The organism is Streptomyces griseoaurantiacus (assembly GCF_036189845.1).
Taxonomy (GTDB): domain Bacteria; phylum Actinomycetota; class Actinomycetes; order Streptomycetales; family Streptomycetaceae; genus Streptomyces; species Streptomyces griseoaurantiacus.
Genome location: NZ_CP108326.1, coordinates 5,213,710 through 5,240,575 on the forward strand (window position 1 = coordinate 5,213,710; position 26,866 = coordinate 5,240,575).

General features: G+C 74.1%; 20 protein-coding genes and 1 pseudogene. 11 read left to right on the forward strand and 10 right to left on the reverse strand.

Annotation, left to right across the window (positions count from 1 at the left end):
• Nucleotides 1–39 precede the first annotated feature (39 nt).
• Complete coding sequence (locus tag OHB09_RS23300; protein WP_234527854.1) at nt 40–939, forward strand: NADP-dependent oxidoreductase; 900 nt, start codon at nt 40–42, stop codon at nt 937–939.
• Between the two features lie 37 nt (nt 940–976).
• On the opposite strand, the gene OHB09_RS23305 is transcribed toward OHB09_RS23300, so the two are convergent.
• The 6 genes from OHB09_RS23305 to OHB09_RS23330 all read right to left on the reverse strand — a co-directional run bounded on the left by OHB09_RS23305 (nt 977) and on the right by OHB09_RS23330 (nt 11,192).
• Nucleotides 977–1,495 carry a DUF1990 domain-containing protein gene (locus OHB09_RS23305; RefSeq protein WP_006139737.1) on the reverse strand — a complete coding sequence of 173 codons (519 nt, stop codon included), beginning with the start codon at nt 1,493–1,495 and terminating at the stop codon, nt 977–979.
• A 77-nt stretch (nt 1,496–1,572) separates the two neighbouring features.
• Nucleotides 1,573–3,228, reverse strand: a complete 1,656-nt coding sequence (locus tag OHB09_RS23310; protein ID WP_328728411.1) for a M4 family metallopeptidase — start codon at nt 3,226–3,228, stop codon at nt 1,573–1,575.
• 331 nt (nt 3,229–3,559) lie between these two features.
• Nucleotides 3,560–5,386 (reverse strand): ABC transporter ATP-binding protein, encoded by a 1,827-nt coding sequence (locus OHB09_RS23315; RefSeq protein WP_407077367.1) that lies wholly within the window; start codon nt 5,384–5,386, stop codon nt 3,560–3,562.
• Between the two features lie 71 nt (nt 5,387–5,457).
• A complete protein-coding gene (locus OHB09_RS23320) occupies nt 5,458–7,257 on the reverse strand; it encodes an ABC transporter ATP-binding protein (RefSeq protein ID WP_328922487.1) in 1,800 nt (599 codons plus the stop codon).
• A 33-nt stretch (nt 7,258–7,290) separates the two neighbouring features.
• Nucleotides 7,291–9,210: an ABC transporter ATP-binding protein gene (locus tag OHB09_RS23325; RefSeq protein ID WP_234528488.1), complete on the reverse strand. Its 1,920-nt coding sequence runs from the start codon at nt 9,208–9,210 to the stop codon at nt 7,291–7,293.
• A complete protein-coding gene (locus OHB09_RS23330; protein ID WP_328922488.1) occupies nt 9,207–11,192 on the reverse strand; it encodes an ABC transporter ATP-binding protein in 1,986 nt (661 codons plus the stop codon). Before OHB09_RS23330 ends, OHB09_RS23325 begins: the two co-directional genes overlap by 4 nt.
• Nucleotides 11,193–11,399: 207 nt before the next feature.
• Here OHB09_RS23330 and OHB09_RS23335 point away from each other — a divergent pair, with 207 nt between their 5' ends.
• The 4 genes from OHB09_RS23335 to OHB09_RS23350 all read left to right on the forward strand — a co-directional run bounded on the left by OHB09_RS23335 (nt 11,400) and on the right by OHB09_RS23350 (nt 15,100).
• A complete protein-coding gene (locus OHB09_RS23335) occupies nt 11,400–12,323 on the forward strand; it encodes an ABC transporter ATP-binding protein (protein WP_006139731.1) in 924 nt (307 codons plus the stop codon).
• Nucleotides 12,320–13,105 carry an ABC transporter permease gene (locus tag OHB09_RS23340; protein WP_006139730.1) on the forward strand — a complete coding sequence of 262 codons (786 nt, stop codon included), beginning with the start codon at nt 12,320–12,322 and terminating at the stop codon, nt 13,103–13,105. Before OHB09_RS23335 ends, OHB09_RS23340 begins: the two co-directional genes overlap by 4 nt.
• Nucleotides 13,106–13,212: 107 nt before the next feature.
• A complete protein-coding gene (locus OHB09_RS23345) occupies nt 13,213–14,460 on the forward strand; it encodes a sensor histidine kinase (RefSeq protein ID WP_050811154.1) in 1,248 nt (415 codons plus the stop codon).
• Nucleotides 14,453–15,100: a response regulator gene (locus tag OHB09_RS23350; RefSeq protein WP_191892186.1), complete on the forward strand. Its 648-nt coding sequence runs from the start codon at nt 14,453–14,455 to the stop codon at nt 15,098–15,100. Before OHB09_RS23345 ends, OHB09_RS23350 begins: the two co-directional genes overlap by 8 nt.
• An 87-nt stretch (nt 15,101–15,187) precedes the next feature.
• On the opposite strand, the gene glgX is transcribed toward OHB09_RS23350, so the two are convergent.
• Nucleotides 15,188–17,440 carry a glycogen debranching protein GlgX gene (glgX, locus tag OHB09_RS23355; protein WP_328922489.1) on the reverse strand — a complete coding sequence of 751 codons (2,253 nt, stop codon included), beginning with the start codon at nt 17,438–17,440 and terminating at the stop codon, nt 15,188–15,190.
• Between the two features lie 339 nt (nt 17,441–17,779).
• On the opposite strand from glgX, the gene OHB09_RS23360 reads away from it, so the two are divergent.
• On the forward strand, nt 17,780–19,018 hold the full coding sequence (locus OHB09_RS23360; protein ID WP_191892188.1) for a L,D-transpeptidase: 1,239 nt from the start codon (nt 17,780–17,782) through the stop codon (nt 19,016–19,018).
• Between the two features lie 117 nt (nt 19,019–19,135).
• On the opposite strand, the gene OHB09_RS23365 is transcribed toward OHB09_RS23360, so the two are convergent.
• A complete protein-coding gene (locus OHB09_RS23365) occupies nt 19,136–19,903 on the reverse strand; it encodes an enoyl-CoA hydratase/isomerase family protein (RefSeq protein ID WP_006139725.1) in 768 nt (255 codons plus the stop codon).
• A gap of 158 nt (nt 19,904–20,061) precedes the next feature.
• Here OHB09_RS23365 and OHB09_RS23370 point away from each other — a divergent pair.
• The 5 genes and pseudogenes from OHB09_RS23370 to OHB09_RS23390 form a co-directional block, all read left to right on the forward strand.
• Nucleotides 20,062–20,583 (forward strand): annotated as a pseudogene (locus tag OHB09_RS23370) (ATP-binding protein); the annotation flags it as partial.
• Nucleotides 20,584–20,689: 106 nt separating this feature from the next.
• On the forward strand, nt 20,690–21,496 hold the full coding sequence (locus OHB09_RS23375) for a polysaccharide deacetylase family protein (RefSeq protein ID WP_328922490.1): 807 nt from the start codon (nt 20,690–20,692) through the stop codon (nt 21,494–21,496).
• On the forward strand, nt 21,496–22,707 hold the full coding sequence (locus OHB09_RS23380; RefSeq protein ID WP_328922491.1) for a YncE family protein: 1,212 nt from the start codon (nt 21,496–21,498) through the stop codon (nt 22,705–22,707). The genes OHB09_RS23375 and OHB09_RS23380 overlap by 1 nt, the downstream gene beginning before the upstream one ends.
• Nucleotides 22,708–22,798: 91 nt before the next feature.
• Complete coding sequence (locus OHB09_RS23385) at nt 22,799–23,713, forward strand: MerR family transcriptional regulator (RefSeq protein WP_328922492.1); 915 nt, start codon at nt 22,799–22,801, stop codon at nt 23,711–23,713.
• Between the two features lie 84 nt (nt 23,714–23,797).
• On the forward strand, nt 23,798–24,010 hold the full coding sequence (locus OHB09_RS23390; protein ID WP_006139720.1) for an EF-hand domain-containing protein: 213 nt from the start codon (nt 23,798–23,800) through the stop codon (nt 24,008–24,010).
• A gap of 75 nt (nt 24,011–24,085) precedes the next feature.
• Here the strand turns inward: OHB09_RS23390 and OHB09_RS23395 are convergent, their stop codons facing one another.
• Nucleotides 24,086–24,910, reverse strand: coding sequence for an ABC transporter ATP-binding protein (locus tag OHB09_RS23395; RefSeq protein ID WP_328922493.1), 825 nt, complete (start codon nt 24,908–24,910; stop codon nt 24,086–24,088).
• Nucleotides 24,910–26,706 carry a 2-isopropylmalate synthase gene (gene leuA / locus OHB09_RS23400; protein ID WP_328922494.1) on the reverse strand — a complete coding sequence of 599 codons (1,797 nt, stop codon included), beginning with the start codon at nt 26,704–26,706 and terminating at the stop codon, nt 24,910–24,912. The genes OHB09_RS23395 and leuA overlap by 1 nt, the downstream gene beginning before the upstream one ends.
• Nucleotides 26,707–26,866: the final 160 nt, after the last annotated feature.

The window sequence follows — 26,866 nt, forward strand, 5'->3', positions numbered from 1 at the left end:
AGTCGATCTCTCACCTGGGCGACAGCATTGGAGCAGCACATGAAGGCGATCACCTACACCGAGTTCGGCGGCCCGGAAGTCCTCCGCGTCGCAGAGGTCGACGAGCCGCACGCCGGACCCGGGCAGGTGCGGCTGAAGGTCGTGGCGGCCGGGGTCAACCCGCTCGACTCCAAGATCCGCAACGGGTGGCGGCCGCGGATCACACCGCCGTTCCCGGTGGTCCCCGGCGTGGAGGCGGCCGGCGTCGTCGACGAGGTCGGTGAAGGCGTGACCGGCGTCGCGTTGGGTGACGAGGTTCTGGGCTGGACCGTCACCGGCGCGTACGCCGAGCACGCCCTGGCCGTCGACTTCGGCCCGAAGCCCGCGGACCTCGACTGGGACCTCGCCGCGGCGCTGCCCGTCGCCGTCGAGACCTCGGTCCGCGTGCTCGACGCCCTCGGCGTCGGGGAAGGCGACACGCTCCTGCTGCACGGAGCCGCGGGTGTGTCCGGCGCCGCCGGTGTGCAGCTCGCGGTCGCCCGCGGCGCCACGGTCGTCGGCACCGCCTCCCTGGGCAACCACGACTACCTGCGCTCGCTGGGCGCGATCCCGGTCGCCTACGGTGCCGGCCTCGCCGACCGCGTCCGCGAGGCCGCACCGCAGGGCATCGACGCCGTGTACGACGCCGCGGGGGCGGGCGACCTGGAGGTCTCGATCGACCTGCGCGGCGGCACCGACCGGATCGTCACCATCGCCGATCGGACGGCCGCCGAACACGGCGTCACCTTCTCCGGCCCCGGCCGCCTGTTCGGCTCCCACATCGGTGAGTACGCCCGCCTCGCGGCCGACGGCGGGCTCACGGTGCGCATCGCGCAGAGCCTCCCGCTGGAGGACGCCGCGAAGGCGCAGGAGCTGAGCGCGAGCGGTCACGCCGCCGGGAAGCTCGTCCTGCGGCCGTAGCCCGGCGCCCGGCCGGCATGCAGGGGCAGAAGTGGCCCTAGAGCAGCCCCGCCTCGTTCTCCTCCGCCGTCAGCCGGCGCAGTACCGCTCCGCAGCGGCGGGCGTACGCGTGCTGCAGGCCCCGCACGGCCGGGCCGCCCGCCCGCGCGTACCACTTCGCCGGGCGGCTGAACGCCGTCACCGTCAGCCACACCGTGCCGTCCCCGGTGCGGTCGAGCACGAAGGACTCCTCGCCGGTCTCCGGGTGCCCCTGGAGCGTGCCGTACGCCCAGCCGCGCCGGCGCGGCTCCTCCACCGTCCACACCACCCGGCACGGCGCCTTGATCAGCCCGCCCAGGACGACGGTGACCTCGACGTCCGGGGCCGCCACCGGGGCCTCGGTGTCGACGCCGACGCCCACGGCCCGGTGCATCTCCCACCCGAACAGGGCCTCGGTGGCGCGGCGGAACACCCCCTCGCCCTCGCCCACGCGCGAGCGCACGTGCAGGCGGTGGAACCCCGGCGGGCAGTGCTCCGGATCCCGCGTGGCGCCGACATCCTCGTACGTGAACGACATGGGGCCCAAGGGTAGAGCCGCCCCCGGCGCGCGTCGCGCCGGGGGCGGCTCTACCTTCGGGCGTGCCGGGACACGGACTAGTTCACGTTCACGGCGCTCCAGGCCGCCTTGACCGCGTTGTACTCGGTGCTGCTGGAGCCGTACAGGGCCGAGGCCGCGCTCAGCGTCGCCGTGCGGGCGCCGGAGTACTTGGTGGTCGAGGTCATGTACGAGGAGAGCGCCTTGTACCAGATCTGCAGCGCCTTGGCGCGGCCGATGCCGGTGACCGTGGAGCCGTTGTACGTCGGCGAGTTGTAGCTGACGCCGTTGATCGTCTTCGAGCCGCTGCCCTCGGACAGCAGGTAGAAGAAGTGGTTGGCGACGCCGGACGAGTAGTGCACGTCCTTGTTGCCCACCGAGGAGGACCAGTAGTCGGCGGAGCCGCCGTCCTTGCTGGGCTTGTCCATGTAGCGCAGCGGGCTGCCGTCGCCGTTGATGTCGATCTTCTCGCCGATCAGGTAGTCACCCTTGTCGGACGCGTTGTCGGCGTAGAACTCCACGCCGGTGCCGAAGATGTCCGAGGTCGCCTCGTTGAGACCGCCGGACTCGCCCGAGTAGTTGAGCCCGGCGGTGGCGGCCGTGACGCCGTGGCTCATCTCGTGGCCGGCGACGTCCAGCGCGGTCAGCGGGTGGTTGTTCCCGGAGCCGTCGCCGTACGTCATGCAGAAGCAGCTGTCGTCCCAGAAGGCGTTGACGTAGTTGTTGCCGTAGTGGACCCGGGAGTACGCCCCGACACCGTTGTTCTTGATGCCGTTGCGGTTGAACGTGCTCTTGTAGAAGTCCCAGGTCTCCTGCGCGCCGTACGCGGCGTCGGCGGCCGCGGTCTGGTCGGTGGAGGAGCTGGACGCCGCGCCGGTGCCCCACACGTCGTCGGCGTCGGTGAACAGCGAGCCGGTCCCGGAGGTGCGGTGGGCCAGGTTGTACGTCTTGTGGCCGCCGCGCGTGGTGTCGTAGAGCTGGTACGTCGAGCCGGACTTGGTGGTGCTCAGGGTGACGGAGCCCGAGTACAGGGTCTTGCCGGTGCCGGTCTCGATGCCCTGGTACTCGTAGAGCTTCTTGCCGGTGGCGGCGTCAGTTATGACGTGCAGCTCGTTGGGCGTGCCGTCGTCCTGGAGGCCGCCGACGACCGTCTCGTAGGCGAGCACGGGGGTGCCGCTCGCCGCCCAGATCACCTTGCGGGGGGCGTGGTCGGCCTCGGTCCTGGCGGAGCCGGCGTCCTTCGCGGCGGTCAGCGCCTGCTTCTCGGCCTTGGCGGCGGTGACCTTCGCGGTCACCGAGGCGACCTTGATGTCGGCCTTGGTCGCCTTGGTCACGCTCTTCGTCGCGCCGGCGGCGGACTCGTGCACGACCAGGTCGCCGCCCAGCACCGGCAGGCCGGCGTAGGTGCGCTCGTAACGGGTGTGGACGGTGCCGTCGGCGTCCTTGACGACGTCTCTGGCGACCAGCTTCTCCTTGGCGCCGAGGCCTATCTTCCGCGCCGTCTCGGGGGCGGCGTCCTCGGCCCGCTGGATGAGCTCCGTGCGTGCGCTCGCCGACAGCTTCAGCGGTGCCGCGGCGAGGGTGGCTCCGCCCTGGTCGGCGGGGGTCTGTGCGGCTGCCCCGGTGCTCATCCCGGTGGTCAGCAGGGCTCCGGCCGCGACGGCGGTGGCGATGGCCAGAGTGGTGCGCTTGTGACGCGCGTAGAGGGGAGTCACGCAAGCTCCTTATGTGGGGGTGCCGGTGAGGCGTGGGGGGCCTCGCGGACAGACGAAGTTGCGGTGCGATGTGCCGTCCGTGCGCTGGAAGAGTGACATTGAAGACGTGTGCATGTCAGGACCCCCACGGGACGTTGGCCGAAAATCGTCCGGCCAGTGAACATCGGTGTACGCAATGCGGAAGTGATCTCTCTCCGGGGCGCCCCGAGCGTCGTGCGGGCGCCCGCACGACGCCGCCGACCGGCTCCTCGGGGCTCGTCGGGCGGATCCCGGCGCTCTGACCGTGAGTTGAGCGTCCGTCAGCAATCGGACGGATCACTTCCGTCCGTGCTCAGCCGACCGGCCCCGGCCGTGAGCCGCCGGCGGTCCCCGCCCCGGGCGCCCCTCCCGTCACACCGGCCGATTCGGCCCCCGTGGCCGAAACCTTTCCCTCGCCGTGCCAGGAGTGCCAGAGCGCCGCATACGTCCCGCCCGCCGCCACCAGGCTCTCGTGCGTGCCCAGCTCGGTCACCCGGCCCTCCTCCATCACCGCCACCCGGTCCGCGTCGTGCGCGGTGTGCAGGCGGTGCGCGATCGCGAGGACCGTCCGGCCCGAGAGCACCGCGGCCAGAGCCCGTTCGGTGCTCCTGGCACTCGCCGGATCCAGCAGCGCCGTCGCCTCGTCGAGGATCAGGGTGTGCGGATCGGCCAGCACCACCCGGGCCAGCGCCAGTTGCTGCGCCTGCGAACCGTCGGTGGCGTGCCCGCCCGATCCCAGTAGGCAGTCCAGTCCGCCCGGCAGCGCGGCGACCCAGCCGTCCGCCCCCACCGCGGTCAGCGCCCGCCACAGCTCGCCGTCGGGGGCCGAGGGCTCGGCGATCCGCAGGTTGTCCCGGACCGTGCCGAGGAACACGTGGTGCTCCTGGGTGACCAGTACGACCTGGCGGCGCAGCCGCTCCGGGCCGAGGGAGGAGACCGGCACCCCGCCCACGGTCACCGTGCCCTCGCTCGGCGCGTCGATGCCCGCCAGCAGCCGGCACAGCGTGCTCTTGCCCGCCCCCGAGGGCCCCACCACCGCCAGCCGCTCCCCGGGCCGCACCGTCAGGTCCACGCCGTGCAGCACCTCCTCGCCCCGGTCGTAGGAGAAGCGCACCCCGCGCACGTCGATCCGATCGTCCGCCGGCTCCGCGGCCGGGGCCCGCCCGGCCCCCTCCGTGCGCGGGGCGCCCGCCAGCCCCTCCACGCGCGCGAACGAGGCGCCGCTGCTCTGCAGTTGCTCCACGTGCGTCAGGATGGTGTCCAGCGGCTCGGTGAGCTGCCGCAGATACAGCGCCGCCGCCACCACCTCGCCGACGCTCACCAGCCCGTGGCGGTGCAGCACCCCGCCCGCCGTCAGCACGACGGCCACCGGCACGACGTAGGAGAAGTCCACCGCCGGGAAGAACACACTGCGCAGGAACAGCGTGCGCAGCCGGGCGGCACGGGAGGTGGCCAGCGCCTCACGGCTCGCCGAGATCCTGCGCCGGCCGAGCCCCAGCAGGTCCACCGTGCGCGCGCCCTCGGCGGTCGCGGCGAGGATCTCGGCCACGTCCGAGTTGGCCGCGCCCTCCGCGAGGTACGCGGTACGCGCCCGCCGCAGGTACCAGCGCAGCGCGCACCCGATGCCCACCGTGCCGAGCAGACCACAGACGCCGAGCAGCGGATTGAGCAGCAGCACCGCGCCGAAGAGGAACAGCACCTGCGCCGAGGAGATCAGCAACTGGGGGCCGGCGTCGCGCAGCGCGGTGCCGACCGCGGTCACATCGGCGGTGCCCCGGGCGGTCAGATCACCCGTACCGGCCCGCTCCACCACCGAGGCGGGCAGCGCCAGCACCCGGTCCACGAACTGCTCCCGGATCCGGGCCAGCGTGCGCTCGCCGAAGCGGTGGCCCAGGTAGCGGGCCCAGCGCGAGAGCAGCATCTCCACCAGCGCGGTCAGCAGGAGCCAGGGCGCGAGCCGGTCCACGGCGCCGGTGCCCGCCCCGGCCCGCACCTCGTCGACCATCCGTCCCACCAGCCACGGCCCGGCCAGGCCGACGAGGGCCGTCACCGCGTTGAGCGCGAGCACGGCACCGAACGCCCGGCCGTCGGCCCGCACCAGCCGCACCGCGGCCCGCCGCACCTCGGCGGCCCCGGCCACCGGGAGCCGCCCGGCCTCCCGCTCCCCGGCGCCGCTCTCCCGGGGGGCCGGTGCCGGGTGCGCGGGCGCGGTCACCGTACGGCCTCTTCCGCGTCCGCCTCAGCACCGGCGCCGCCGCAGGTCGCGACGGGCGCTCCGGGGTCATCGGGGTCATCGGGGTCATCGGGGCCATCGTCGTCCCGCGACACCAGCGCCCGGTACTCCGGGCTCCCGGCGAGCAGCCGCTCGTGCGGGCCGTGCGCCGCGACCTTGCCGTCGACGAGGTGGTACACCGTGTCCGCGCGCTCCAGCAGCAGGGGAGAACCGGTGACGAGCAGCGTCGTGCGCCCGCTGCGGACCTCCCGCAGCCGGGCCGCGATCACCGCCTCCGTGTGGGCGTCGAGCGCGGAGGTCGGCTCCACCGCCAGCAGCACCTCCGGATCGGCCAGCAGCGCCCGCGCAAGCCGCACCCGCTGCCGCTGACCGCCCGACAGATTGCGGCCCTGCGCGTCGATCGGCTCGTCCAGCCCCCGCGGCAGCCCCCGTACGACGTCCTCGGCCGCCGCCGCGCGCACCGCGCGGGCGAGTGCCCCCTCGCCCGGTCCGCCGGCCCCCGCCGCGCCGCCGATCACTTCGCGCAGCGGCCCGGCGAACAGGTCGGCCTCGTTGTCGGCGACCAGGATCCGCTCCCGCACCCGGGCCACGGGCACCGCGTCGAGCCGCGCCCCGCCCCACGTCGCCGCCGATTCCACGCACCTGCCCAGCCGGTCCACCACCGCCGCCGTGTCCGCGGGCCGGGCCCCGGCCAGCGCGGTCAGCAGACCCGGCACCAGCCGCACGCCCGAGTCCGGGTCGTACAGCTCGGCCGGTCCGGCGGGCGGCTGCGCCGTGCCGGTGTCCGGCAGCGGGGCGAGCCGCAGGAACGCCACGACCCGGCGGGCCGCGACCAGCCCCCGGCTGATCTGGTAGCCGCATTCCAGGAAGAACGCCACCGGCGCCACCAGCGCCGCCACATACCCGTAGACCGACACCAGTTCGCCCACCGTGATCGACCCCTGCGCCGCCAGCCGGGCCGCCGGCCAGGTCACCGCCGCCAGGAACAGCGTGGGCAGCCCCAGGCCCACCGCCTGCACCCAGCTCGTCACCGCGCCCACCCGGTAGCCCTGCGCGCGCAACCGCTCCGAGTCCGCCCGGAAGGCGTCCGCGAACAGCCCCTTGCCGCCCAGCCCGTTCAGCACCCGCAGCCCGCCCGCCAGGTCCCCGATCCGCGCGGTCAGCAGAGCCTGCCGCTCCCGGTACTCCGCCTCCGCGCCCTGCAGCCGGTTCAGCAGCGGGCCGACGACCAGCACCATCACCGGCACCCCGAGCAGCACCACCGCCGCCAGCAACGGTGAGACGGACAGCAGCAGCGCGGCCACCACGAGATACGCGACGACCGCGCCCACCCCCGGGCCCACCACGGTCAGGGACCCCGCGATCGTCTGGACGTCGCCCACGCCGATCGTGACCACCTCACCGGTCCCGACCCGGCGCGGCAGCACCACGCCCAGCCGCACGGCCTGCCCCATCACCACCTTGACCGTGCGGAAGTTGGCGTCCATCCGGACCCGGGTCATCACCCGGTGCCGCACGGCGCCCACCCACGCGTTGCCCGCCCCGACCCCCAGCAGCACCGCCGACCAGCCGGCCAGCGCCCCGAGGTCGCCGCGCTGCAGCCCGTCGTCGACCGCCCGGGACATCAGGTACGGGGTCACCGCCAGCAGCACCATCCACACCGTGCCGAGGACCGCCCCGGCGGCCGAGCGGCCCGGCTGGCGCGTCACCAGCCACCACAGATAGCGGCCGCCCCCGCGCGCGTCGGGCGTACCCGGGTCGCCCTGGGCGTCGATCATCCACTCCCCCTCGCAGTCGTCCGCCGCCGCTGCCTACGCGAGACTCTCCCGCCATGCCCGGTGCAGGTCCGAGAAGCGGCCGGTGCCCGCGATCAGGTCGGCCGGGGCGCCGTCCTCCACCACCCGGCCGTGCTCCATCACCAACACCCGGTCCGCGATCTCCACCGTCGACAGGCGGTGGGCGATCACCACCGCCGTACGGCCCCGCAGCACCGTCTCCATCGCCCGCTGCACCGCCCGCTCGCCCGGCACGTCCAGCGAGCTGGTCGCCTCGTCGAGGATGAGCACCCCGGGGTTTGCGAGCAGCGCCCGCGCGAACGCGACAAGTTGGCGCTGGCCTGCGGAGATGCGGCCGCCCCGCTTGCGGACGTCCGTGTCGTAGCCGTCCGGCAGCGCGGCGATGAAGTCGTGCGCGCCGATCGCCTTCGCGGCCCGTTCGATCTCCTCCCGCGTCGCCTCCGGGCGCCCCAGGGCGATGTTGTCGGCGACCGAGCCGGAGAACAGGAACGCCTCCTGCGTCACCATGACCACGCCCCGGCGCAGCTCCGCCGTGCTCAGCGTGCGCAGGTCGACGCCGTCCAGGAGGACCCTGCCCTCGGTCGGGTCGTAGAACCGGGCGAGCAGCTTCGCCAGCGTCGACTTGCCGGCGCCCGTGGAGCCGACCACCGCGACCGTCTGCCCGGCGGGCAGCGTCAGCGAGAAGCGGGGCAGCACCTCGCCGCCCGTGCGGTACGCGAACCGAACCTCCTCGAACACGACCTCCCGCCCCGGCAGTTCCGAGGGGGCCGGGGGCAGCGGCAGCGGTTCGGCCGGCTCGGGCACCGTGGGCCGCTGCGCGAGCAGCCCCGCGATCTTCTCCAGCGAGGCCGCCGCCGACTGGTAGGAGTTGAGGAACATGCCGAGCCGGTCGATCGGGTCGTACAGCCGCCGCAGGTACAGCACGGCCGCCGCCAGCACGCCCAGCGCCAGCGTGCCGCCGGCCACCCGGTGGGCGCCCCACAGCACCATCCCGGCCACCGCCGTGTTCGCCACCAGCCGGGAGCCGATGACATAGCGGGCCATCTCCAGCATGCCGTCGCCGTTCGTGCGGGCGTGCCGCTCGTTCAGGACGCGGAAGTCGGCCTCGTTGACCTCCTCGCGGCGGAAGGCGCGGACCGGGCGGATGCCGTTCATCGTCTCCGCGAACTTCACGATCACCGCGGCGATCGCCGTCGAGCGCAGCCGGAACACCCGGCCCGCGCGGCGCCGGTACAGCCGCACCATCCCGTACAGCGGGAGGAACGAGGCCACCGCCACCGCGCCGATGCCGAGGTCGAGCCACAGCAGCATCGCCGAGATGTAGACGAAGGAGAGGATCACCATGACCAGTTCCTGCAGCCCCTCGTTGAGGAGCTCGCGCAGGGACTCGACGTCGGTCGTGGAGCGGGAGATCAGCCGGCCGGAGGTGTAGCGCTCGTGGAAGTCGATGCTCAGCGCCTGGGCGTGCCGGAAGATCCGGCCGCGCAGGTCGAGCAGCACGTCCTGGCTGACCCGGGCGGAGGCGGCGACGAACGCGTACTGCAGGGCGCCGGAGACCGCAGAGGCCAGCAGGTAGCCGACCGCCACCGCGATCAGCGGACCGTGCCGGCCGTCCCGGAACGCCGGGACGGCCCGGTCGATGGCGTACGCGACGAGCAGCGGGCCGACCTGGACGGCGGCCTGCTGCACCAGGAGCAGCACGACGGTGAGGACGACACGGGGGCGCATCGGCGCGAGCAGGGAGCGCAGCAGGGTGCCGGTCGCCCCGGGCGGGGCGGGCAGCGCGTCCCGGTCGAAGGGGTCACCGGCGTCCGGTCCGCCGGGGGCGGCGGACGCGGGCCCCTTCGATCCCGCACCGGTGGCGTCCGCGGCGGTGGGGGCGCCCTGCGGGCTCTCCTCCTCATCGGGGCCGGCGGCCGTCGTGGGCGCCGTCATCGGCGGACCTCCTCTTCCGTGGCCGTCCTCGCGGCAGGGCCGCATCCGGCGCCGGACGCACCGGCGCCCCGGGCGGCCGGGTCCGGGTGCGGGGCCGGGCCCGGGAGGCTCGCCTCCGCTGTTGTGCCGGACATCAGATGGGCGTACTCGGCGTTCTCGCGCAGCAGTTCGTGATGGGTGCCGACGGCGGTGATCCGGCCGCCGGACAGCAGCGCGACCCGGTCGGCGAGCAGCACCGTGGAGGGGCGGTGGGCGACTACCAGTGCCGTCGTCCCGGCCAGCACCCTCCGCAGCGCCGCCTCCACGGCGGCCTCCGTGTGCACGTCGAGCGCGGACAGCGGGTCGTCCAGGACGAGGAAGCGCGGCCGGCCGACGACCGCGCGGGCCAGCGCCAGCCGCTGCCGCTGACCGCCCGAGAGACTCAGGCCCTGCTCGCCGACCTGCGTCCCGGTCCCCTGCGGCAGCGCGTGCACGAAGTCGGCCTGCGCCACCGCGAGCGCCCGCTCCAACTCGGCCTCGCCCGCCGTGTCCGGGGCGCCCATCAGGACGTTCTCGCCGACGGAGGCGGAGAACAGCGTGGGCTCCTCGAACGCCACGGCGACCAGCGTGCGCAGCTCCGCCCTCGGCAGGGAGGTGATGTCCCGCCCGTCCAGCGTGATCCGTCCCGCGCTCACCTCGTGCAGCCGGGGGACGAGCGCGGTCAGCGTGGTCTTGCCGCTGCCGGTCGCCCCGACCAGGGCCATGGTCTCGCCGGGCCGGATGTGCAGGTCGATCCGGTCCAGGACGGGCGGGGAGCCGGCCGGGGCGTCCGGATAACGGAAGCTCACCCCGTCGAACAGCACCCCGCCGACCGGCTCGGCGGCCTCCGCCCCCGCCTTCGCCCCCGCGTCCGGCACCCCACCGGTCCGTTCGGCCCCCGCCGTGACCGTGGCCGCCGCACCGTCCCCGGCGTCCGCGGCGTCCCGGGCGTTCTCCGTGTCCCTCGCGTTCTCTTCCCGCTCCGTCATCACCTCGAAGTACCGCGCCGTCGCCGTCGCCGCCTCCTGGCTCATCGCCAGCAGGAAGCCGATCGAGTCCACCGGCCAGCGCAGCGCCAGCGCCGTCGACAGGAAGGCCACCAGCGTGCCCGCGGACAGGCTGCCGTCCGCCACCCGCATCGTGCCGAGGACGAGCGCGGCACCGATGGCCAGTTCGGGCAGCGTGACCATCACCGCGAAGATCGACGCCAGCAGCCGGGCCTTCGCCAGTTCCGTCCCGCGCAGCGTGCGCGACAGCTCGCGGAAGGCGCGCGCCTGGCTGCGGTGCCGGCCGAAGCCCTTGACGATGCGGATGCCGAGCACGCTCTCCTCGACCACGGTCGTCAGATCGCCCACCTGGTCCTGCGCCCGCCGTGCGACCAGCGAGTACCGCCGCTCGAACATCGCGCACATGAGCACGACCGGCACCGCGGGGCCAAGGATCACCAGCCCGAGCGCCCAGTCCTGCACCAGCATGATGACGACACCCACGAGAATCGTCACGCCGTTGACCAGCAGGAACGTCAGTGGGAAGGCGAGGAACTGACGCAGCAGCATCAGATCCGTCGTCGCCCGGGACAGCAACTGCCCCGACGCCCACCGGTCGTGGAAGGCCACCGGCAGCCGCTGCAGGTGCCGGTACAGGTCGGCCCGCATGTCCGCCTCCACCCGGGTCAGCGGACGCGCCACCAGCCAGCGCCGCAGCCCGAACAGCAGCGCCTCGGCGATCCCGAGCAGCAGCAGGCAGAGCGCGCCCAGCCAGACGCCCCGCTGGTCCTTGTCCGCGACCGGGCCGTCGACCATCCACTTCAGGACGAGCGGGATCACGAGCCCGACGCACGAGGCGACTATCGCCACGAACGCGGCGGTGAACAGCCGCACCCGCACCGGGCGCACATAGGGCCACAGACGCGCGAGGGTGCGCACGGCGGAACGGTCGTCGGCGGGGGCAGGTGTCTCGGACATCACGAGCGACTGTACGGTTCGCCACTGACAGTGCCCACCGAGTTTCGGCCGGACCCGCCCCCGCCGAAGGTCCTACGACCGCAGGTCCGGAGCCCTCCGGGCGCCCGCCGCCCCGCCTGGTCGTAGCCCCGCATCCACCGATCGGACGATGCGGGCCCGAGCGGGACGGGCGATGTGCCGGGGGCCGTCCGCCGCGACCCTGAAGTCATGTCACCCACCTCGGCCGGGCCCGTCGTCGAAGTCAGCGGCCTGTACAAGTCCTACGGCGGCCGGACCGTCGTCGACGGCGTGTCCTTCACCGTCGAGGAGGGCGAGATCTTCGGCGTCCTCGGCCCGAACGGCGCCGGGAAGACCACCACCGTGGAGTGCGTCGAGGGCCTGCGGACGCCCGACGCCGGCCGCGTCCGGGTCGCCGGGCTCGACCCGGTCGCCGAGCACGACCGGGTCACCCGCGTCCTCGGCGTCCAGCTCCAGCAGAGCGAACTCCAGGCCAAGCTCACCGTCCGCGAGGCACTGGAGCTGTACGCCTCCTTCGCCCCGCACCCCGCCGACTGGCGCCCCCTCGCCGAACGCCTCGGCCTCGACAGCCGACTCGGCACCCGGTTCGCGAAGCTGTCCGGCGGCCAGAAACAGCGGCTGTTCATCGCGCTCGCCCTGATCGGCGACCCCCGCGTCGTCGTCCTCGACGAACTCACCACCGGACTCGACCCGCGGGCCCGCCGGGACACCTGGCAGCTCATCGAGGACGTCCGCGCGAGCGGCGTCACCGTCCTCCTCGTCACCCACTTCATGGAGGAGGCACAGCGGCTCTGCGACCGCATCGCCGTGATCGACAAGGGCCGGATCGCCGCCCTGGACACCCCCCAGGGGCTGATCCGCCGCTCCGCGGGCGCCACCGTCCTCAGCTTCACCCCGTCCGCCCCCCTGGACGAGGACGCGCTCGCCGCGCTCCCCGGGCTGGCCTCGGTGACGCACAAGGACGGCCGGCTCACCCTGTCCGGCACCGACGAGACCGTCGACGCCGTCCTCACCCTCCTCGCCCGCCGGCGCGTCACCGCCCACCAGCTCCGCGTCACCGACGCCACCCTCGACGACGCCTTCCTCGACCTCACGGAGACGAGCACGCCATGAGCAGCGCCCCGACGCCCACGACCCCCGCGCGCCGCGCCGGCACCCTGGTGCACCCCGGCGTCCTGCGCACCGAGATCCGGCTGTTCCGCCGCGAACCGGGCGCCCTCTTCTGGATCGTCTGCTTCCCCGCCCTCCTGCTCGCGATCCTCGGCTCGATCCCCTCCTTCCGCGAGCACGACGAGGCGCTCGGCGGCCTGCGCCTCGTCGACACCTACGTCCCCGTCACCGTGCTGCTCGGCATGATCCTCGGCGGGCTGCAGGCCATGCCGCAGGTCCTCACCGGCTACCGCGAGCGCGGCATCCTGCGCCGGATGTCCACCACCCCGGTCCGGCCCGCCGCGCTGCTCCTCGCCCACATGGTCGTCTTCGCGGGGGCGGCCCTCGTCTCCGCACTCCTCGCGCTCCTCCTCGGCCGGCTCGCGTTCGGCGTGCGGCTGCCCGCGCAGGGCTTCGGCTACGCCCTCGCGCTGCTGCTCGCCGTCGCGGCCGCCCTCGCGCTCGGCTCCCTCGTCTCCGCGCTGACGCCCACCTCGAGGATCGCCGGGGCGGTCGGCAGCGCGGTGCTGTTCCCGATGATGTTCTGCGCGGGTCTGTGGGTGCCGGTGCAGAGCATGCCGGACCTGCTCGCCCGGATCGTCGGCTGGACGCCCTTCGGCGCCGCCGCCCAGGCCCTGAACGGGGCCGCGGCGGGACACTGGCCCGGCTGGTCCCACCTCGGCGTGCTCGCCGCCTGGACGGTGCTGCTCACCGCCGGGGCCGCCCGCTGGTTCCGCTGGGAGTGAGGCGGGGGCCGGGCAGGAGTGAGCCGGAGGTGAGGGACGGCGTGGACGGGGGAGCGGGCGGGCCGGCGGACGGACCGGAGCGCGGGGCCGTGCCCGACACTGGGGCGATGACGAGAGCCGAGTGGTGGTCGCGCCGGACCACCTTCGCGGACTGGGGACCCTACGCGCTGCTCGGCGTGGCCGTCCTGACGGCGGCCGGCTCGGCGGGCGTGGTCGGCATGACCCGGGGCGAGCTGTACGCGGCCGCCGGTCTGGTGGCCGCCGCCCTGGTCCTGGAGGTGACCGGGACCCGGGTGACACGCGGGCGGCCGGAGCGCGGCCGGACGGGCGCCTTCCTGTACTTCCTGCGCTGGGCGATCGCCTTCGTCCTCACCTGGCTCAACCCCTTCTGCGCCTTCTACGCGGTGACCGGCTACTACACGGTCGGCAGACAGCTTCCCCGCCGGCTGATGCTGCCCGGCGTGTGCCTGACCGCCGTCACCATGGCGGGCAGCGAGATCGGCGGCATGCCGCCCCGCGGCGCCGTCGCCTGGACCGGCTTCGCCGTGGTCCTCGGCGTCAACATCGGCATGGTCTCCCTCTTCACCCGCTTCGCCGAGCAGGAGCAGGCGCGGGTCACCACCCAGGCCGAGACCATCGCCGAACTGGAGCGCACCAACACGGCGCTGCAGCAGGCCCTGGAGGAGAACGCCGCCCTGCACGCGCAACTGCTGGTGCAGGCCCGCGAGGCCGGCATCGCCGACGAGCGCCGCCGGCTGGCCGCCGAGATCCACGACACCCTCGCCCAGGGCCTGACCGGCATCATCGCCCAGCTCCAGGTGGTCACCGCCGCCCCCGACACCGCCACCGCCCGCGTCCACGTGGAGCGCGCCGCCGCGCTGGCCCGGCACAGCCTCGGCGAGGCCCGCCGCTCCGTGCACAACCTGGCCCCCGTCGCCCTCGCCGCCGACGGGCTGCCCGAGGCGCTGCGGAAGACGGTCGCCGAATGGGGCGAGCGCAACGGCACCCGCGCCGACTTCACCCTCACCGGCACCGCCGAACACCTCCACGACGAGGTCTCCGCGACCCTGCTCCGCATCGCCCAGGAGGCCCTGTCCAACGCGGCCCGGCACGCCCGCGCCGGCCGGGTCGGCGTCACCCTGTCCTTCATGGGCGACGAGGTCAGCCTCGACATCCGCGACGACGGCACCGGCTTCGCCCCGGCCGCCGTCCCCGCCCGCACCCGCGGCGGCGGCTTCGGCCTGGAGGGCATGCGGGCCCGGGCCGAACGCATCGCCGGCTCCGTCGCCGTGGAGTCCGAACCGGGGCAGGGCACGGCGGTGTCGGCTCGCGTACCGTTGGTGCGCCATGACTGACGAAGCGGCCGGGAACCCGGCGATCTCCCTCCTCGTCGTCGACGACCACCCCGTCGTACGGGACGGGCTGCGCGGCATGTTCGAGTCCGCGCCCGGCTTCACCGTGCTGGGGGAGGCGGCGGGCGGCGTCGAGGCGGTGGAACGGGCGCTCGCGCTCGACCCGGACGTGGTCCTGATGGACCTGCGGATGCCGGGCGGATCGGGGGTGGACGCGATCCGGGAGCTGGGCCGGCGGGGCGCACGGGCAAAGATCCTCGTCCTGACCACCTACGACACCGATACCGACACCCTCCAGGCGATCGAGGCCGGGGCCACCGGCTGTCTGCTCAAGGACGCGCCCCGCGAGGAGTTGTTCACGGCGGTACGCGCCGCCGCGCGAGGGCGCACCGTGCTCTCCCCGGCGGTGGCCACGCGCCTGGTCTCCGCGGTGCGGTCGCCGGGCGGCGAGCCGCTGTCCGCCCGCGAGCGGGAGGTCCTGGCGCTGGTCGCCAGGGGCACCCCGAACCGGGAGATCGCGCGGGCGCTGTTCATCAGCGAGGCCACCGTCAAGACGCACCTGACGCACCTCTACGGGAAGCTGGGCGTCAAGGACCGGGCCGCGGCGGTGGCGGCCGCCTACGACCGCGGCATCCTCGGCTGACCTCCCGCCCCCGACCCCTGGCCCCCCGACCCCCGCCCCCCCAACCCCCGGCCCCCCGGCCCCGACTCCGCCCCCCCGCACGCCCCCTTACGCCACCACCCGCAGCAGCAGCACCGTCCGCCCCGGCACCCGCACCCGCGCGCCGCCCTCGTGCATCTCGCCGGGAGCGGTGTCCTGCGGCTCCCGGCCCGTGTCGACGAGCACCTCGTACCGCTCGCCCCAGGGCACCCCCGGCAGCGTGAAGTCCACGTCCTCGCCGCCCGCGTGCAGCACCGCGAGGAAACTGTCGTCCACCACCGGCTCCCCCCGCGCGTCCCGCCCCGGGATGTCCCGGCCCGACAGGTACATCCCCAGCGTCGCCGCCGGCGCGTACCAGTCCTCCTCCGTCATCTCCTCGCCCCGTGCCGTGAACCACGCCAGGTCCCGCAGCCCGTCCGCCGAGTGCGCACGGCCGGAGAAGAACGCCCGCCGCCGCAGCACCGGGTGCGCGTGCCGCAGCGCGATCAGGCGGGACGTGAGGTCGTACAGTGCCCGCCAGCCGGGCTCCCGCAGCAGGCTCCAGTCGACCCAGCCGATCTCGTTGTCCTGGCAGTAGGCGTTGTTGTTGCCGCGCTGGGTGCGCCCCATCTCGTCGCCCGCGACCAGCATCGGCACGCCCGTGGACAGCAGCAGCGTGGTCAGCAGGTTGCGGAGCTGCCGGCGCCGCAGCGCCCGCACCCCCTCGTCCTCCGTCTCGCCCTCCGCCCCGCAGTTCCAGGACCGGTTGTCGTCGTTGCCGTCCCGGTTGCCCTCCCCGTTGGCCTCGTTGTGCTTGCGCTCGTAGGAGACCAGGTCGCGCAGCGTGAAACCGTCGTGCGCGGTGACGAAGTTGACCGAGGCGTACGGGCGGCGCCCGCCCCAGGCGTACAGGTCGCTGGAGCCGGACAGCCGGTAGCCCATCTCCCGCACGTCCGGCAGCGCGTGCCGCCAGAAGTCCCGCACGGTGTCGCGGTAGCGGTCGTTCCACTCCGTCCACAGCGGCGGGAAGGCGCCCACCTGGTAGCCGCCGGAGCCGACGTCCCACGGCTCCGCGATCAGCTTCACCCGGCGCAGCACCGGGTCCTGGGCGATCACCGCGAGGAACGGGGAGAGCATGTCGACGTCGTGCATCGAACGCGCCAGCGCCGCCGCCAGGTCGAAGCGGAAGCCGTCCACCCCCATCTCCGTCACCCAGTAGCGCAGCGAGTCGGTGATCAGCCGCAGCACGTGCGGCTGGACGACGTGCAGGGTGTTGCCGCAGCCGGTGTAGTCGGCGTAGCGGCGGGCGTCGTGCTGGAGGCGGTAGTAGCCGCGGTTGTCGATGCCCTTGAGGGACAGCGTCGGGCCCAGCTCGCCGGCCTCCGCCGTGTGGTTGTAGACCACGTCGAGGATCACCTCGATCCCGGCCGCGTGCAGCGCCCGCACCATCCGCTTGAACTCGCCGACCTGCTGCCCGGCCGTCCCGGAGGCCGCGTACGCCGCGTGCGGGGCGAAGTAGCCGATCGAGTTGTAGCCCCAGTGGTTGCGCAGGCCCCGGCACAGCAGGTGGTCCTCGTGGGCGAACTGGTGCACCGGCAGCAGTTCCACGGCCGTCACGCCCAGCCGCGTCAGATGCGCGAGGGCCGCGGGGTGCGCCAGACCCGCGTAGGTGCCGCGCAGCTCGGGCGGGACGTCCGGGTGCGCTCTGGTGAAGCCCCGCACGTGCAGTTCGTACAGGACGGTGTCGGCCCAGGGGGTCTTCGGCCGCCGGTCCTCGGACCAGTCGTCCTCGTCGTGGACGACGACCCCCTTGGGGACGTGGGGCGCGGAGTCCCGCTCGTCGCGCACGGTGTCGGCGACGTGCTGCTCCGGCCAGTCCCGCACATGCCCGTACACCTCGGGCGGCAGCCCGAACTCGCCGTCCACCGCCCGGGCGTAGGGGTCGAGGAGCAGCTTCGCCGGGTTCCAGCGGGCGCCGGTCCACGGGTCCCAGCGGCCGTGCACCCGGAAGCCGTAGCGCTGCCCGGGGCGGACACCGGGCACGAAGCCGTGCCAGATCCCGTGCGTCAGCTCGGTCAGCGGGGCCCGGGTCTCCGCGGCCCCGGGGCCCGGCCCGTCGAAGAGGCACAGCTCCACGGCCTCCGCGCCCCCGGCCCACAGCGCGAAGTTGGTGCCCGCGGTGCCGTCCGGGCCGGTGCGGAAGCGTGCCCCGAGCGGGGTCGGCGCCCCCGGCCACACCGGCGGCGGGGGCGCCGCGCGCGGGGCGCCGTTCAGCACGGCCTCGCGGCGGCGCGCGTGCCCCGCCGCTTCCTGTACTGCCTCCTGCTCGGCTGCGCTCGACACCGGTAGGCCTCCCGCGGCTCGGTGCGACGGTGCGGAAATGGGCGCACGGCGTCCCGGCCGCGGCACCTCCTCGCGTCGTCCTCCCCAAGGTTCTGCCCAGAGCGTGGCACGCACTCACGTGTCCCGGGGCGGCCGACGCGGCGACACGACAGGTGGGGGCACGCGCGGGGCGCCGGAGCCGCGCGTGCCCCGGCGCACCCGCGCCCGGAGCGGATTGGGACTGAACAGTGACAATCGCGGGGGTCCGGCGGGCCGCGCCGTGTGATTCATTTGCGCTGTACGCGCGTATGACGCGCTGGAGTGCGGGCCTCGACAGGCCGTGCGAGGGGAGAACGACAAGTGAACAGACGACCGATACCGGGGGCGTCGGTTGGCGCACGCATACGCGGCGGCAGGGGGGTGGTCCGCGCGACGCTGCTCGGCTCACTGCTGCTCGCGGTGACCGCGTGCGGCGGGGGCGGATCGGACTCGGGGGCGGCGAGCGGCGGCAAGGACGCGGAGGGCGCGAAGAACGCCTCCCCGCAGGCCGTGGTGACGATCGCGCCGAAGGACGGCGCCGACCGCGTGGCCACGACCGGTGCGCTGAAGGTCGCCGCCGCCAAGGGCAAGCTGACCGAGGTGAGCGTCGAGGACGCCAAGGGCCACGAGGTCGAGGGGAAGATCACCGGCGGGGGGACCGGCTGGGAGCCTTCCGTCCACCTGGCCACCCACACCCGCTACACCGTCCGCGCGGTCGCCAAGGACGCCGGCGGCCGCAGCACGACACAGAAGTCCAGCTTCACCACGCTGACCCCGAAGGCCACCTTCACCGGCAACTTCACGCCGGAGGACGGTACGAAGGTCGGCGTCGGGATGCCCTTCTCGGTCAACTTCACCCGGGGCATCACGCACCCGGAGGACGTCGAGAAGGCGATCACCATCAAGACCGAGCCGGCCGTCGAGGTCCGCGGCCACTGGTTCGGCAACGACCGGCTCGACTTCCGGCCCGAGGAGTACTGGAAGCCCGGCACCAAGGTCAGCGTCACGCTGAACCTGGACGGCGTCGAGGGCCGGCCCGGCGTCTACGGCAAGCAGGCCAAGAAGGTCGACTTCACGATCGGGCGCAGCCAGATCTCCACGGTCGACGTCAAGACCCAGAAGATGACCGTCCGCCGCGACGGCAAGGTCATCAAGACCATCCCGGTCACCACCGGCAAGTCCGGCTACGACACGTGGAACGGCCAGATGGTCATCACCGAGCGCCTCTCGGTGACCCGGATGAACGGCGAGACGGTCGGCTACGGCGGCGAGTACGACATCAAGGACGTGCCGCACGCCATGCGCCTGACCACCTCCGGCACGTTCATCCACGGCAACTACTGGGGCGGCGGCACCTTCGGCAACTACGCCTCCAGCCACGGCTGCGTCGGCCTGCGTGACGTCAAGGGCGGCTACGACGGCAGCGTCTCGGCGGCCTGGTTCTTCAACCGCTCGATGGTCGGCGACGTGGTGGTCGTGAAGCACTCCCACGACAAAACCGTCGCCCCGGACAACGGCCTCAACGGCTGGAACATGTCCTGGAAGGAATGGACGGCCTGACACGCCCGTCGCCCCGACGGCCGCCTCGGCGGCCCCGGGCGGACGGCACCGCGGCCCCGCTCCTCCCTCGGGAGGAGCGGGGCCGCGGTGCCGTCCGGCGAGGGCCCGGCCCGCCTGTCAGAGGAACTTCGCCTTGCCCGGACCCTCCTCCACGAAGCTCCGCATGCCCCGCTCGCGGTCCTCCGTGGCGAACAGGCCCGCGAACCAGTTGCGTTCGACGGTGAGCCCGGTCTCGATGTCGGTCTCCAGGCCCGCGTCCACCGACTCCTTGGCCGCGCGCAGCGCGAGCGCCGGACCGCGCACCAGCCGCGCCGCCCAGGCCCGGGCCTCCTCGTACACCTCGGCGGCCGGGACGACCCGGTCCACCAGGCCGAGGGACAGCGCCTCCTCGGCCCTGACCTGACGGCCGGTGAAGATGAGGTCCTTCGCGCGGGACGGCCCGATCAGCCGGGACAGCCGCTGGGTGCCGCCCGCGCCGGGGATCAGCCCGAGCAGGATCTCCGGCTGGCCCAGCTTCGCGTTGTCCGCGGCGATGCGGTAGTCCGCGCAGAGTGCCAGCTCGCAGCCCCCACCCAGTGCGTACCCGGTGACGGCGGCGACGACCGGCTTGGGGATGCGGGCGACGGCGGTGAAGGACTCCTGCAGGGCACGGGCGCGCACGACCATCGCGGCGTGGTCCATGTCCCGCATCTCCTTGATGTCCGCACCGGCCGCGAACACCTTCTCCCCGCCGTAGAGGATCACCGCGCGCACGTCCTCCCGGCGCCCGGCCTCCTCCGCGAGCTCCTTGATCCGGTCCTGGACGGCCACGTTCAGCGCGTTCATCGGCGGCCGGTCGAGCCGGAGGGTGCCGATGCCTTCGGAGACTTCGAGATGTACGGTCATGCACGCAGGTTAACGCGCGCTAACGGCGGTGCCGCCGGTGCCCGGCCACCTCTTCCCGGGCCCGCCGTGTCCCGGTCGTTATGTCCGCCCCCTTGCAGTTGACACGGTGTCTCATCCGCCGCCGGGGGACGGATTCCGGCCGAACCGGCCCGTAGCTCCCGCCGGGCGGTCATGATGAGGGCATGGCGGGGCTGGAGGGCATCGATCAGCCGCGGGGGCAAGGCCGCGCGACCGCCGCGCGCTGGACGCCCGCGGTCGAGGACGAGCGGGCGCTGAAGGCGCTGGATCTGTTCGGTGACCCCGCGGAAGCGGAGGTTCCGCTCCCCTCGCTCCCGGAGTCCGCCGCGACCGCCCGCCGCCTCGCGCAGGTCGTGCTGCTGCGCCACTGGGGCCTCACGCCCAAGCTGACGGAGGACGCCGTCCTGCTCGTCTCCGAGCTCGTGGGCAACGCCGTACGGCACACCGGCGCGCGCGTGTTCGGGCTCCGGATGCACCGCCGCCGGGGCCGGATCCGCGTGGAGGTGCGGGACCCCTCGCGCGGGCTGCCCTGCCTCATGCCGGTCCAGGACCTGGACGTCAGCGGCCGCGGCCTCTTCCTCGTCGACACGCTCGCCGACCGCTGGGGCGTGGACCTGCTGCCGCTCGGCAAGACGACGTGGTTCGAGATGCGCGCGCCCTGAGCCCGCCCCCTCCCGGCCCCGAGAGGGCCGGACCTCGGCGACCCGCCCCCCTCCGCCGTACGGGCGAATAGGACGATATACGGACGGAGAGTCCTTAAATGGACGGGTGACCACCCCGCCCCCCGCCCGACGGCAGGCCCTGCGCACCGGTGCCGGAATCGCCGCGGCCGCCGCCCTCACCGGCACCGGCGCCTGCGCGCCCCCCGGCCCGCCGGCCGCGAAGGCCGCCCCCGCCACCACACCCGCCCCGCCCCGCACCACCGCGCCCACGCCCACCGGGACGACCCCCGCGTCCCCCCGGGCCCACCCCGGCCTCCCCGCCCAGATCGCCCACGGCCCCCGCACCCGCCCCCGCGTCGCCCTCACCTTCCACGGGCAGGGCGACCCCGCGCTCGCCGAGGCCCTCCTGCGCGCCGCCGAGCGGGGCGGTGCCCGCGTCACCGTCCTCGCCGTCGGCGGCTGGCTCGACGCCCACCCCGCGCTCGCCCGCCGGATCCTTGACGGCGGCCACGAACTCGGCAACCACACCCAGCGCCACCTCGCCGTCAACGACCTGCCCGAAGCGGAGGCGTACGCCGAGATCGAGGAGTGCGCCCGGCGCCTGCGCCGACTCACCGGCTCCATCGGCACCTGGTTCCGCCCCTCGCGCGCCCCCCGCGCCTCCCCGCTCCTCGTCCGTCTGGCCCGCCGCGCGGGCTACCCGCACGTGCTGTCGTACGACGTCGACTCGCTCGACCACACCGACCCGGGCGCGGACGCCGTCACCCGCGCGGTCCTCGACGCGGTCCGCCCCGGTTCCGTGGTGAGCCTGCACCTCGGCCACCCGGACACGGTCGCCGCCCTCCCCGCCCTCCTGACCGGACTCGACCACCGCGGCCTGCACGCGGTGACCACCACGGAGCTGCTGAGCTGATGCCGTCCGCCACCCGCACCCGCACCCGCCTTCCCCTCGCCGCCACCGCCCTCCTCCTCGCCCTCGCCCCGCTCGCCGGCTGCGGCGACGGCTCCTCCGGCACCGGCACCCGCCAGGCCGCCGCCCCCACCGCCCCCAGCCCGTCCGACAAGGCCGCCGCGCACCGAAAGGCCACCCCCGACGGCCTCCCCGGCATGCCGCCGCTCCTCGACCCCGAGGACGTCTACGCCGCCGACCGCCCCGGAATGCTCTCCCCGGTCGTCAAGGACTTCCCCTCCCGCGTGTACGTCCCCAACACCGAGTCGGACACCGTCACGGTCATCGATCCGAAGACGTACGAGGTGATCGAGACGATCCCGGTCGGCCGGCAGCCCCAGCACGTCGTGCCCTCCTGGGACCTGAAGACCCTGTGGGTCAACAACGACAAGGGCAACTCCCTCACCCCGATCGACCCCGCGACCGGCCGCGCGGGCGCGCCGGTCGACGTCCACGACCCCTACAACCTGTACTTCACGCCGAACGGCAGGTACGCCGTCGTCATGGCCTCCCTCGACCGCGAACTCGTCTTCCGCGACGCCCACACCATGAAGACCGTCCGGACCGAACCGGTGAGCTGCTACGGCGTCAACCACGCCGACTTCTCGCCCGACGGCCGCTACTTCATCGTCTCCTGCGAGTTCAGCGGCGAACTCCTCAAGGTCGACACCGAGCGGATGAAGGTGGTCGCCGAGCAGAAGCTCCCGTTCGACGGCGCCATGCCGCAGGACGTGAAGATCGCCCCCGACGGCAGCCGCTTCTACATCGCGGACATGAAGGCGAACGGCATGTGGGTCCTGGACGGCGACACCTTCGCGCGGCCCTCCTTCCTGCCCACCGGCAAGGGCTGCCACGGCCTCTACGTCAGCCGCGACTCCCGCGAGATGTACATCTCCAACCGGGGCGAGGGCACCGTCTCCGTCTTCGACTTCACCAAGGGGAAGCTGACGAAGAAGTGGCACCTCCCCGAGGGCGGCAGCCCCGACATGGGCGGCGTCTCCGCCGACGGCACGGTGCTGTGGCTCTCCGGCCGCTACGACGCCGAGGTCTACGCGATCGACACCCGCACCGGGAAGCAGCTCGCCCGCGTCAAGGTCGGCAAGGGCCCCCACGGCCTCGCCGTCTACCCCCAGCCGGGCCGCTACTCCCTCGGCCACACCGGCGTCTTCCGCTGAACCCCGCGAGACCGCCGGGACCCGCTGCCGGGACCCGCTGCCGGGACTCGCGCTTGAGTCTCCACCCACCGGAGGGTCCAGACTCGCCGACGTGACCGAGAACAGCACCGCACCGTTCACCATCGGCGAGCTGGCCCGGGCCACCGGACTGCCCGTGCGCACCATCCGGCACTGGTCGGACCAGGGCGCCCTGCCCCCGGTGGGCCGCTCCACCGGCGGCTACCGGCTGTACGACGCCGCGAGCGTCGCCCGCCTGGAGCTGATCCGCACGCTGCGCGAACTGGGCCTCGGCCTGGCCGAGGTGCGCCGGGTGCTGTCCGGGGAGAGCAGCGTCGCCGAGGTGGCGGCCGCCCACGTCGCGGCCCTGGACGCGCAGATCCGGGCGCTGCGGGTGACCCGCGCGGTGCTGTCGACGGTCGCGAAACGCGGTTCCACGGCGGAGGAGATGACCCTGATGAACAGACTGGCCCGGCTGTCGGCGGCGGAACGCGGCAGGATCGTCGCGGAGTTCGTGGACGAGACGTTCCGCGGACTCGACACCGCCGACCCCGCGATCCGCGATCGGATGGCCGGCCTGCCCGCCGACCTGCCCGAGGACCCCACCCCCGCCCAGGTCGACGCCTGGGTCGAACTCGCCGAACTGCTCCAGGACCCCGGCTTCCGCGCCGAGATGCGCACGGCGGCCGAACTCAACGCCTCCGACCACGGCGGCTCCGCGCCCGAGGGGGAGTCCCTGTGGTTCGCCCGGCGACTGGTCCGGCAGGGTGCCGAGGCCCGGCGCCGCGGCCTCGACCCCGCCTCCCCCGAGGCCGGCGCCGTCCTCGGCGAACTGATCGGCGACAGCGATCCGGCGGCCGTCCTGAAGCGGCTGGAGCTGATGACGGGCGACCGCGTCGCCCGCTACCGGGAACTGCTGGCCACGGTGAAGGGCGGCGCCCCCGCCGCCGCCCACCGCGAGGAGTTCGGCTGGGTGGTCGCCGCGCTGCGCGCCCGTACGGGCGGATAATCTGGCCTGCGTCAACAGGACGCCCGTACGGCGGCACCGCGGGTGCCGGACGGCGGACGAGGCACCACAGAAGGGGGCCGATCGGTGGCGGACATCGAGGCAGCGCGCAAGGAGTTCCAGCGGATCGACACGGACGGTGACGGCTTCATCACCGCCGCCGAGTTCAAGTCCGCCCTGGCCCAGGGCGGGGACTGGAACGTCACCGACTCGGTGGCCGACTCCATCATCGCCAGCCGTGACCTCAACGGCGACAAGGTCCTGTCCTTCGACGAGTTCTGGACGTTCCTGAACAAGTGACGAGCCGGGTACGCCCGGTACCCGGCCCCGAAACGGGGGCGCCCGCCGCACACCGGCGGGCGCCCCCGCGTCCGTTCAGCGGCGGCGCGCGACGCGCACGCTCCAGCGGCCGCCGTGACGGCCGAGCACCAGCGGCAGGTCGAAGCACTTGCCGACCTGATCGTCCGTGAGCACCGCCCCCACCGGCCCCCGCGCCAGCTCACCCCCCTCGCGCAGCAGCAACGCGTGAGTCGTCCCCGGCGGCAGCTCCTCCAGATGGTGGGTGACCAGGACCGTCGCCAGCCCGGGGTGCTCCTCGCGCAGCGCGTCCAGCGCCTCGATCAGCTGCTCCCGGCCCGGCAGGTCCAGCCCGGTGGCCGGTTCGTCGAGCAGCAGCAGTCGCGGCTCGGGCATCAGCGCCCGGGCGATCAGCACCCGGCCGCGCTCGCCCTGCGACAGCGTCGTCCAGCGGGCCTCCCGCCGGCCGGCCAGCCCCAGCGTGCCCATCAGCCGCTCGGCACGCTCCTCCTGTTCCGGCGTCGGCACCCACCGCGGCTGCGGCTCCACGGAGTTGGTCAGGCCGGTCAGGACCACGTCCCGCACCCGCAGCGCCGAACGCAGCGGATGGCGCGGATCGACGTGCCCGATCAGCGAGCGCAGCTCCCGCAGGTCCACGGTGCCCAGCCGGCGGCCCAGCACCTCCACCGTGCCGTGCGTGGGATGCACCCGGGCACCCAGCAGGCTCAGCAGCGTCGTCTTGCCGGCCCCGTTGGCGCCGAGCAGCGCCCAGTGCTCACCGGGGCGCACGGTCAGCGAGACGTCCCGCAGCAGTGCCCGCCCGTCCCGCAGGACGTGCACGTCCCGCGCGTCGAGCAGCGCCGTACCGCCGCCGTCCCCGTTCCCGTCGTCCCCGCCGCGCATCACGCCTCCGTCGCTTCCCGAGTCCTGGCGGTCCACCGCGCCCCCGCCCGGTTCACCGCCGACAGCACGGCGTGCACGGACGCCGCCGGCACCGAGGTGTCCCGGCCCGCGCCCCACGCGGTGACCCCGTCCACCCGGCACTCCGCGTAGGCGACCGCCTCCGCGTCCGCCCCCGGACCCGCCGCGTGCTCCGCGAAGTTGCGCACCTCCACCGTGATCCCGGCCCCGGCCAGCGCGTCGGCGAAGGCCGCGAGCGGCCCGTTGCCGGTGCCCTCGTGCCCGGTCCGGCGGCCCTCGCGCTCCAGCGCGCACACGAAGCGGTGCGCCCCCGAGGCGTCCCGGCTCGCCGACCAGGAGACGAGCCGCACCGCGCCCTGCCGGCCGGGCACCAGGTACGCCGCCTCGAACAGCGCGTACAGCTCCCGCGCCGTCGCCTCCCGGCCGCTGTCGTCGGTGGCCCGCTGCACCACCCGCGAGAAGTCCGGGCGCATCCGGGCCGGCAGGTTCACCCCGTGCCCGGTCCGCAGCAGGTAGGCCATCCCGCCCTTGCCGGACTGCGAGTTGACCCGGATCACCGCCTCGTAGGAACGGCCCAGGTCCGCCGGGTCGACCGGCAGGTACGGCACCGCCCACGGCGCCTCCCGCTCCGGCACCCCCAGCTCGGCCGCCCGCTTCGCGTGCGCGGCGAAGCCCTTGTCGATGGCGTCCTGGTGGGTGCCGGAGAACGCCGTGTGGACCAGCTCCCCGGCGTACGGATGGCGCGGGTGCACCGGCAGCCGGTTGCAGTGCTCCACCGTCTCCCGCACCGCGTCGATGTCGCTCAGGTCGACCCTCGGGTCGACGCCCTGCGCGAAGAGATTGAGCGCCAGCGTCACCAGGTCCACATTGCCGGTGCGCTCCCCGTTGCCGAAGAGACAGCCCTCCACCCGCTGTGCCCCCGCCAGCACGGCCAGTTCGGCGCAGGCCACGCCCGTGCCCCGGTCGTTGTGCGGGTGGACGGACAGCACGACGCTGTCCCGGCGGGCCAGATGCCGGTGGACGTACTCGATCTGGTCGGCGTAGACGTTGGGCGTGGCGATCTCCACCGTGGCGGGGAGGTTGTGGGTGACCGGACGGTCGGGGCTCGCCTCCCACAGCGCGGTCAGCTCGTCGCACAGTTCGAGGACGAAGTCGGGCTCGGTGAGGTTGAAGGTCTCGGGCGAGAACTGGAACCGCACCCGGCCGCGCAGCCGGTCCGCGCGGCGGGCCATGCGCGTGGCCGCCTCCCGCACGGTCCGCCGCACCTCCTCACGGTCCCGCCCGAGCACCACCTCCCGCCACACCGGCGAGGTCGCGATGTACAGATGGACGACGGCCCGCTCCATCCCCTCGATCGCGTCGAAGGTGGTGTCGATCAGCTCCGGCCGGGCGGGCGTGAACACCACGGGCGTCACGTCCCCGGGCACCGCCCCCTCCGTCACCAGGTGTCGCACGAAGTCGAAGTCGGTGCGGCTCGCGGAGGGGTAGCCGACCTCGATCTCCTTGAAGCCCATGCCGGTCAGCAGGTCGAAGAAGCGGCGCTTGCGCGGGGTGTCCATCGGCTCGGCGAGCGCCTGGTTCCCGTCGCGCAGATCGACCGGCACCCACAGCGGCGCCCGTTCGATCCGGGCCGAGGGCCACCGCCGGTCCTCGGCGGGCACCCTTACGCGTTCCTGGAAGGGACGGTAGCGGTGGAACGGCATGGGTCCGGGCCGCTGCGGATTCCAGGACTCCTGGGCAGGGGCGGACGGGCGAGGGTCCTCGTGCGGGGTGTTCATGCTGGCGTGTCACTGCCTTCGGCTCGGCCGGACGGCGACCGGCGGCACGGCGGGACCCCGCGGCGGGGGTGCCGGTCGTCGTCAGGCCCCGCCGCGGCAGCCGAGGAGAAGCAGACCGCGAAGCGTCATGCCGGTACGCTATCCACACCTCAGCTCCTCA

What these genes read in the sequence shown, in the direction of transcription:
- OHB09_RS23305 (WP_006139737.1), bottom strand. Translation starts at nt 1,495, where the DNA reads ATGTCGTTCACGTACGAGGATGTCGGCGCCACGCGGGATCCGGAGCAC.
- OHB09_RS23335 (WP_006139731.1), top strand. Translation starts at nt 11,400, where the DNA reads ATGTCACCCACCTCGGCCGGGCCCGTCGTCGAAGTCAGCGGCCTGTAC.
- OHB09_RS23395 (WP_328922493.1), bottom strand. Translation starts at nt 24,910, where the DNA reads ATGCGCGGCGGGGACGACGGGAACGGGGACGGCGGCGGTACGGCGCTG.
- OHB09_RS23300 (WP_234527854.1), top strand. Translation starts at nt 40, where the DNA reads ATGAAGGCGATCACCTACACCGAGTTCGGCGGCCCGGAAGTCCTCCGC.
- OHB09_RS23340 (WP_006139730.1), top strand. Translation starts at nt 12,320, where the DNA reads ATGAGCAGCGCCCCGACGCCCACGACCCCCGCGCGCCGCGCCGGCACC.
- OHB09_RS23325 (WP_234528488.1), bottom strand. Translation starts at nt 9,210, where the DNA reads ATGACGGCGCCCACGACGGCCGCCGGCCCCGATGAGGAGGAGAGCCCG.
- OHB09_RS23345 (WP_050811154.1), top strand. Translation starts at nt 13,213, where the DNA reads ATGACGAGAGCCGAGTGGTGGTCGCGCCGGACCACCTTCGCGGACTGG.
- leuA (WP_328922494.1), bottom strand. Translation starts at nt 26,706, where the DNA reads ATGAACACCCCGCACGAGGACCCTCGCCCGTCCGCCCCTGCCCAGGAG.
- OHB09_RS23380 (WP_328922491.1), top strand. Translation starts at nt 21,496, where the DNA reads ATGCCGTCCGCCACCCGCACCCGCACCCGCCTTCCCCTCGCCGCCACC.
- OHB09_RS23350 (WP_191892186.1), top strand. Translation starts at nt 14,453, where the DNA reads ATGACTGACGAAGCGGCCGGGAACCCGGCGATCTCCCTCCTCGTCGTC.
- OHB09_RS23320 (WP_328922487.1), bottom strand. Translation starts at nt 7,257, where the DNA reads ATGATCGACGCCCAGGGCGACCCGGGTACGCCCGACGCGCGCGGGGGC.
- OHB09_RS23365 (WP_006139725.1), bottom strand. Translation starts at nt 19,903, where the DNA reads ATGACCGTACATCTCGAAGTCTCCGAAGGCATCGGCACCCTCCGGCTC.
- OHB09_RS23330 (WP_328922488.1), bottom strand. Translation starts at nt 11,192, where the DNA reads ATGTCCGAGACACCTGCCCCCGCCGACGACCGTTCCGCCGTGCGCACC.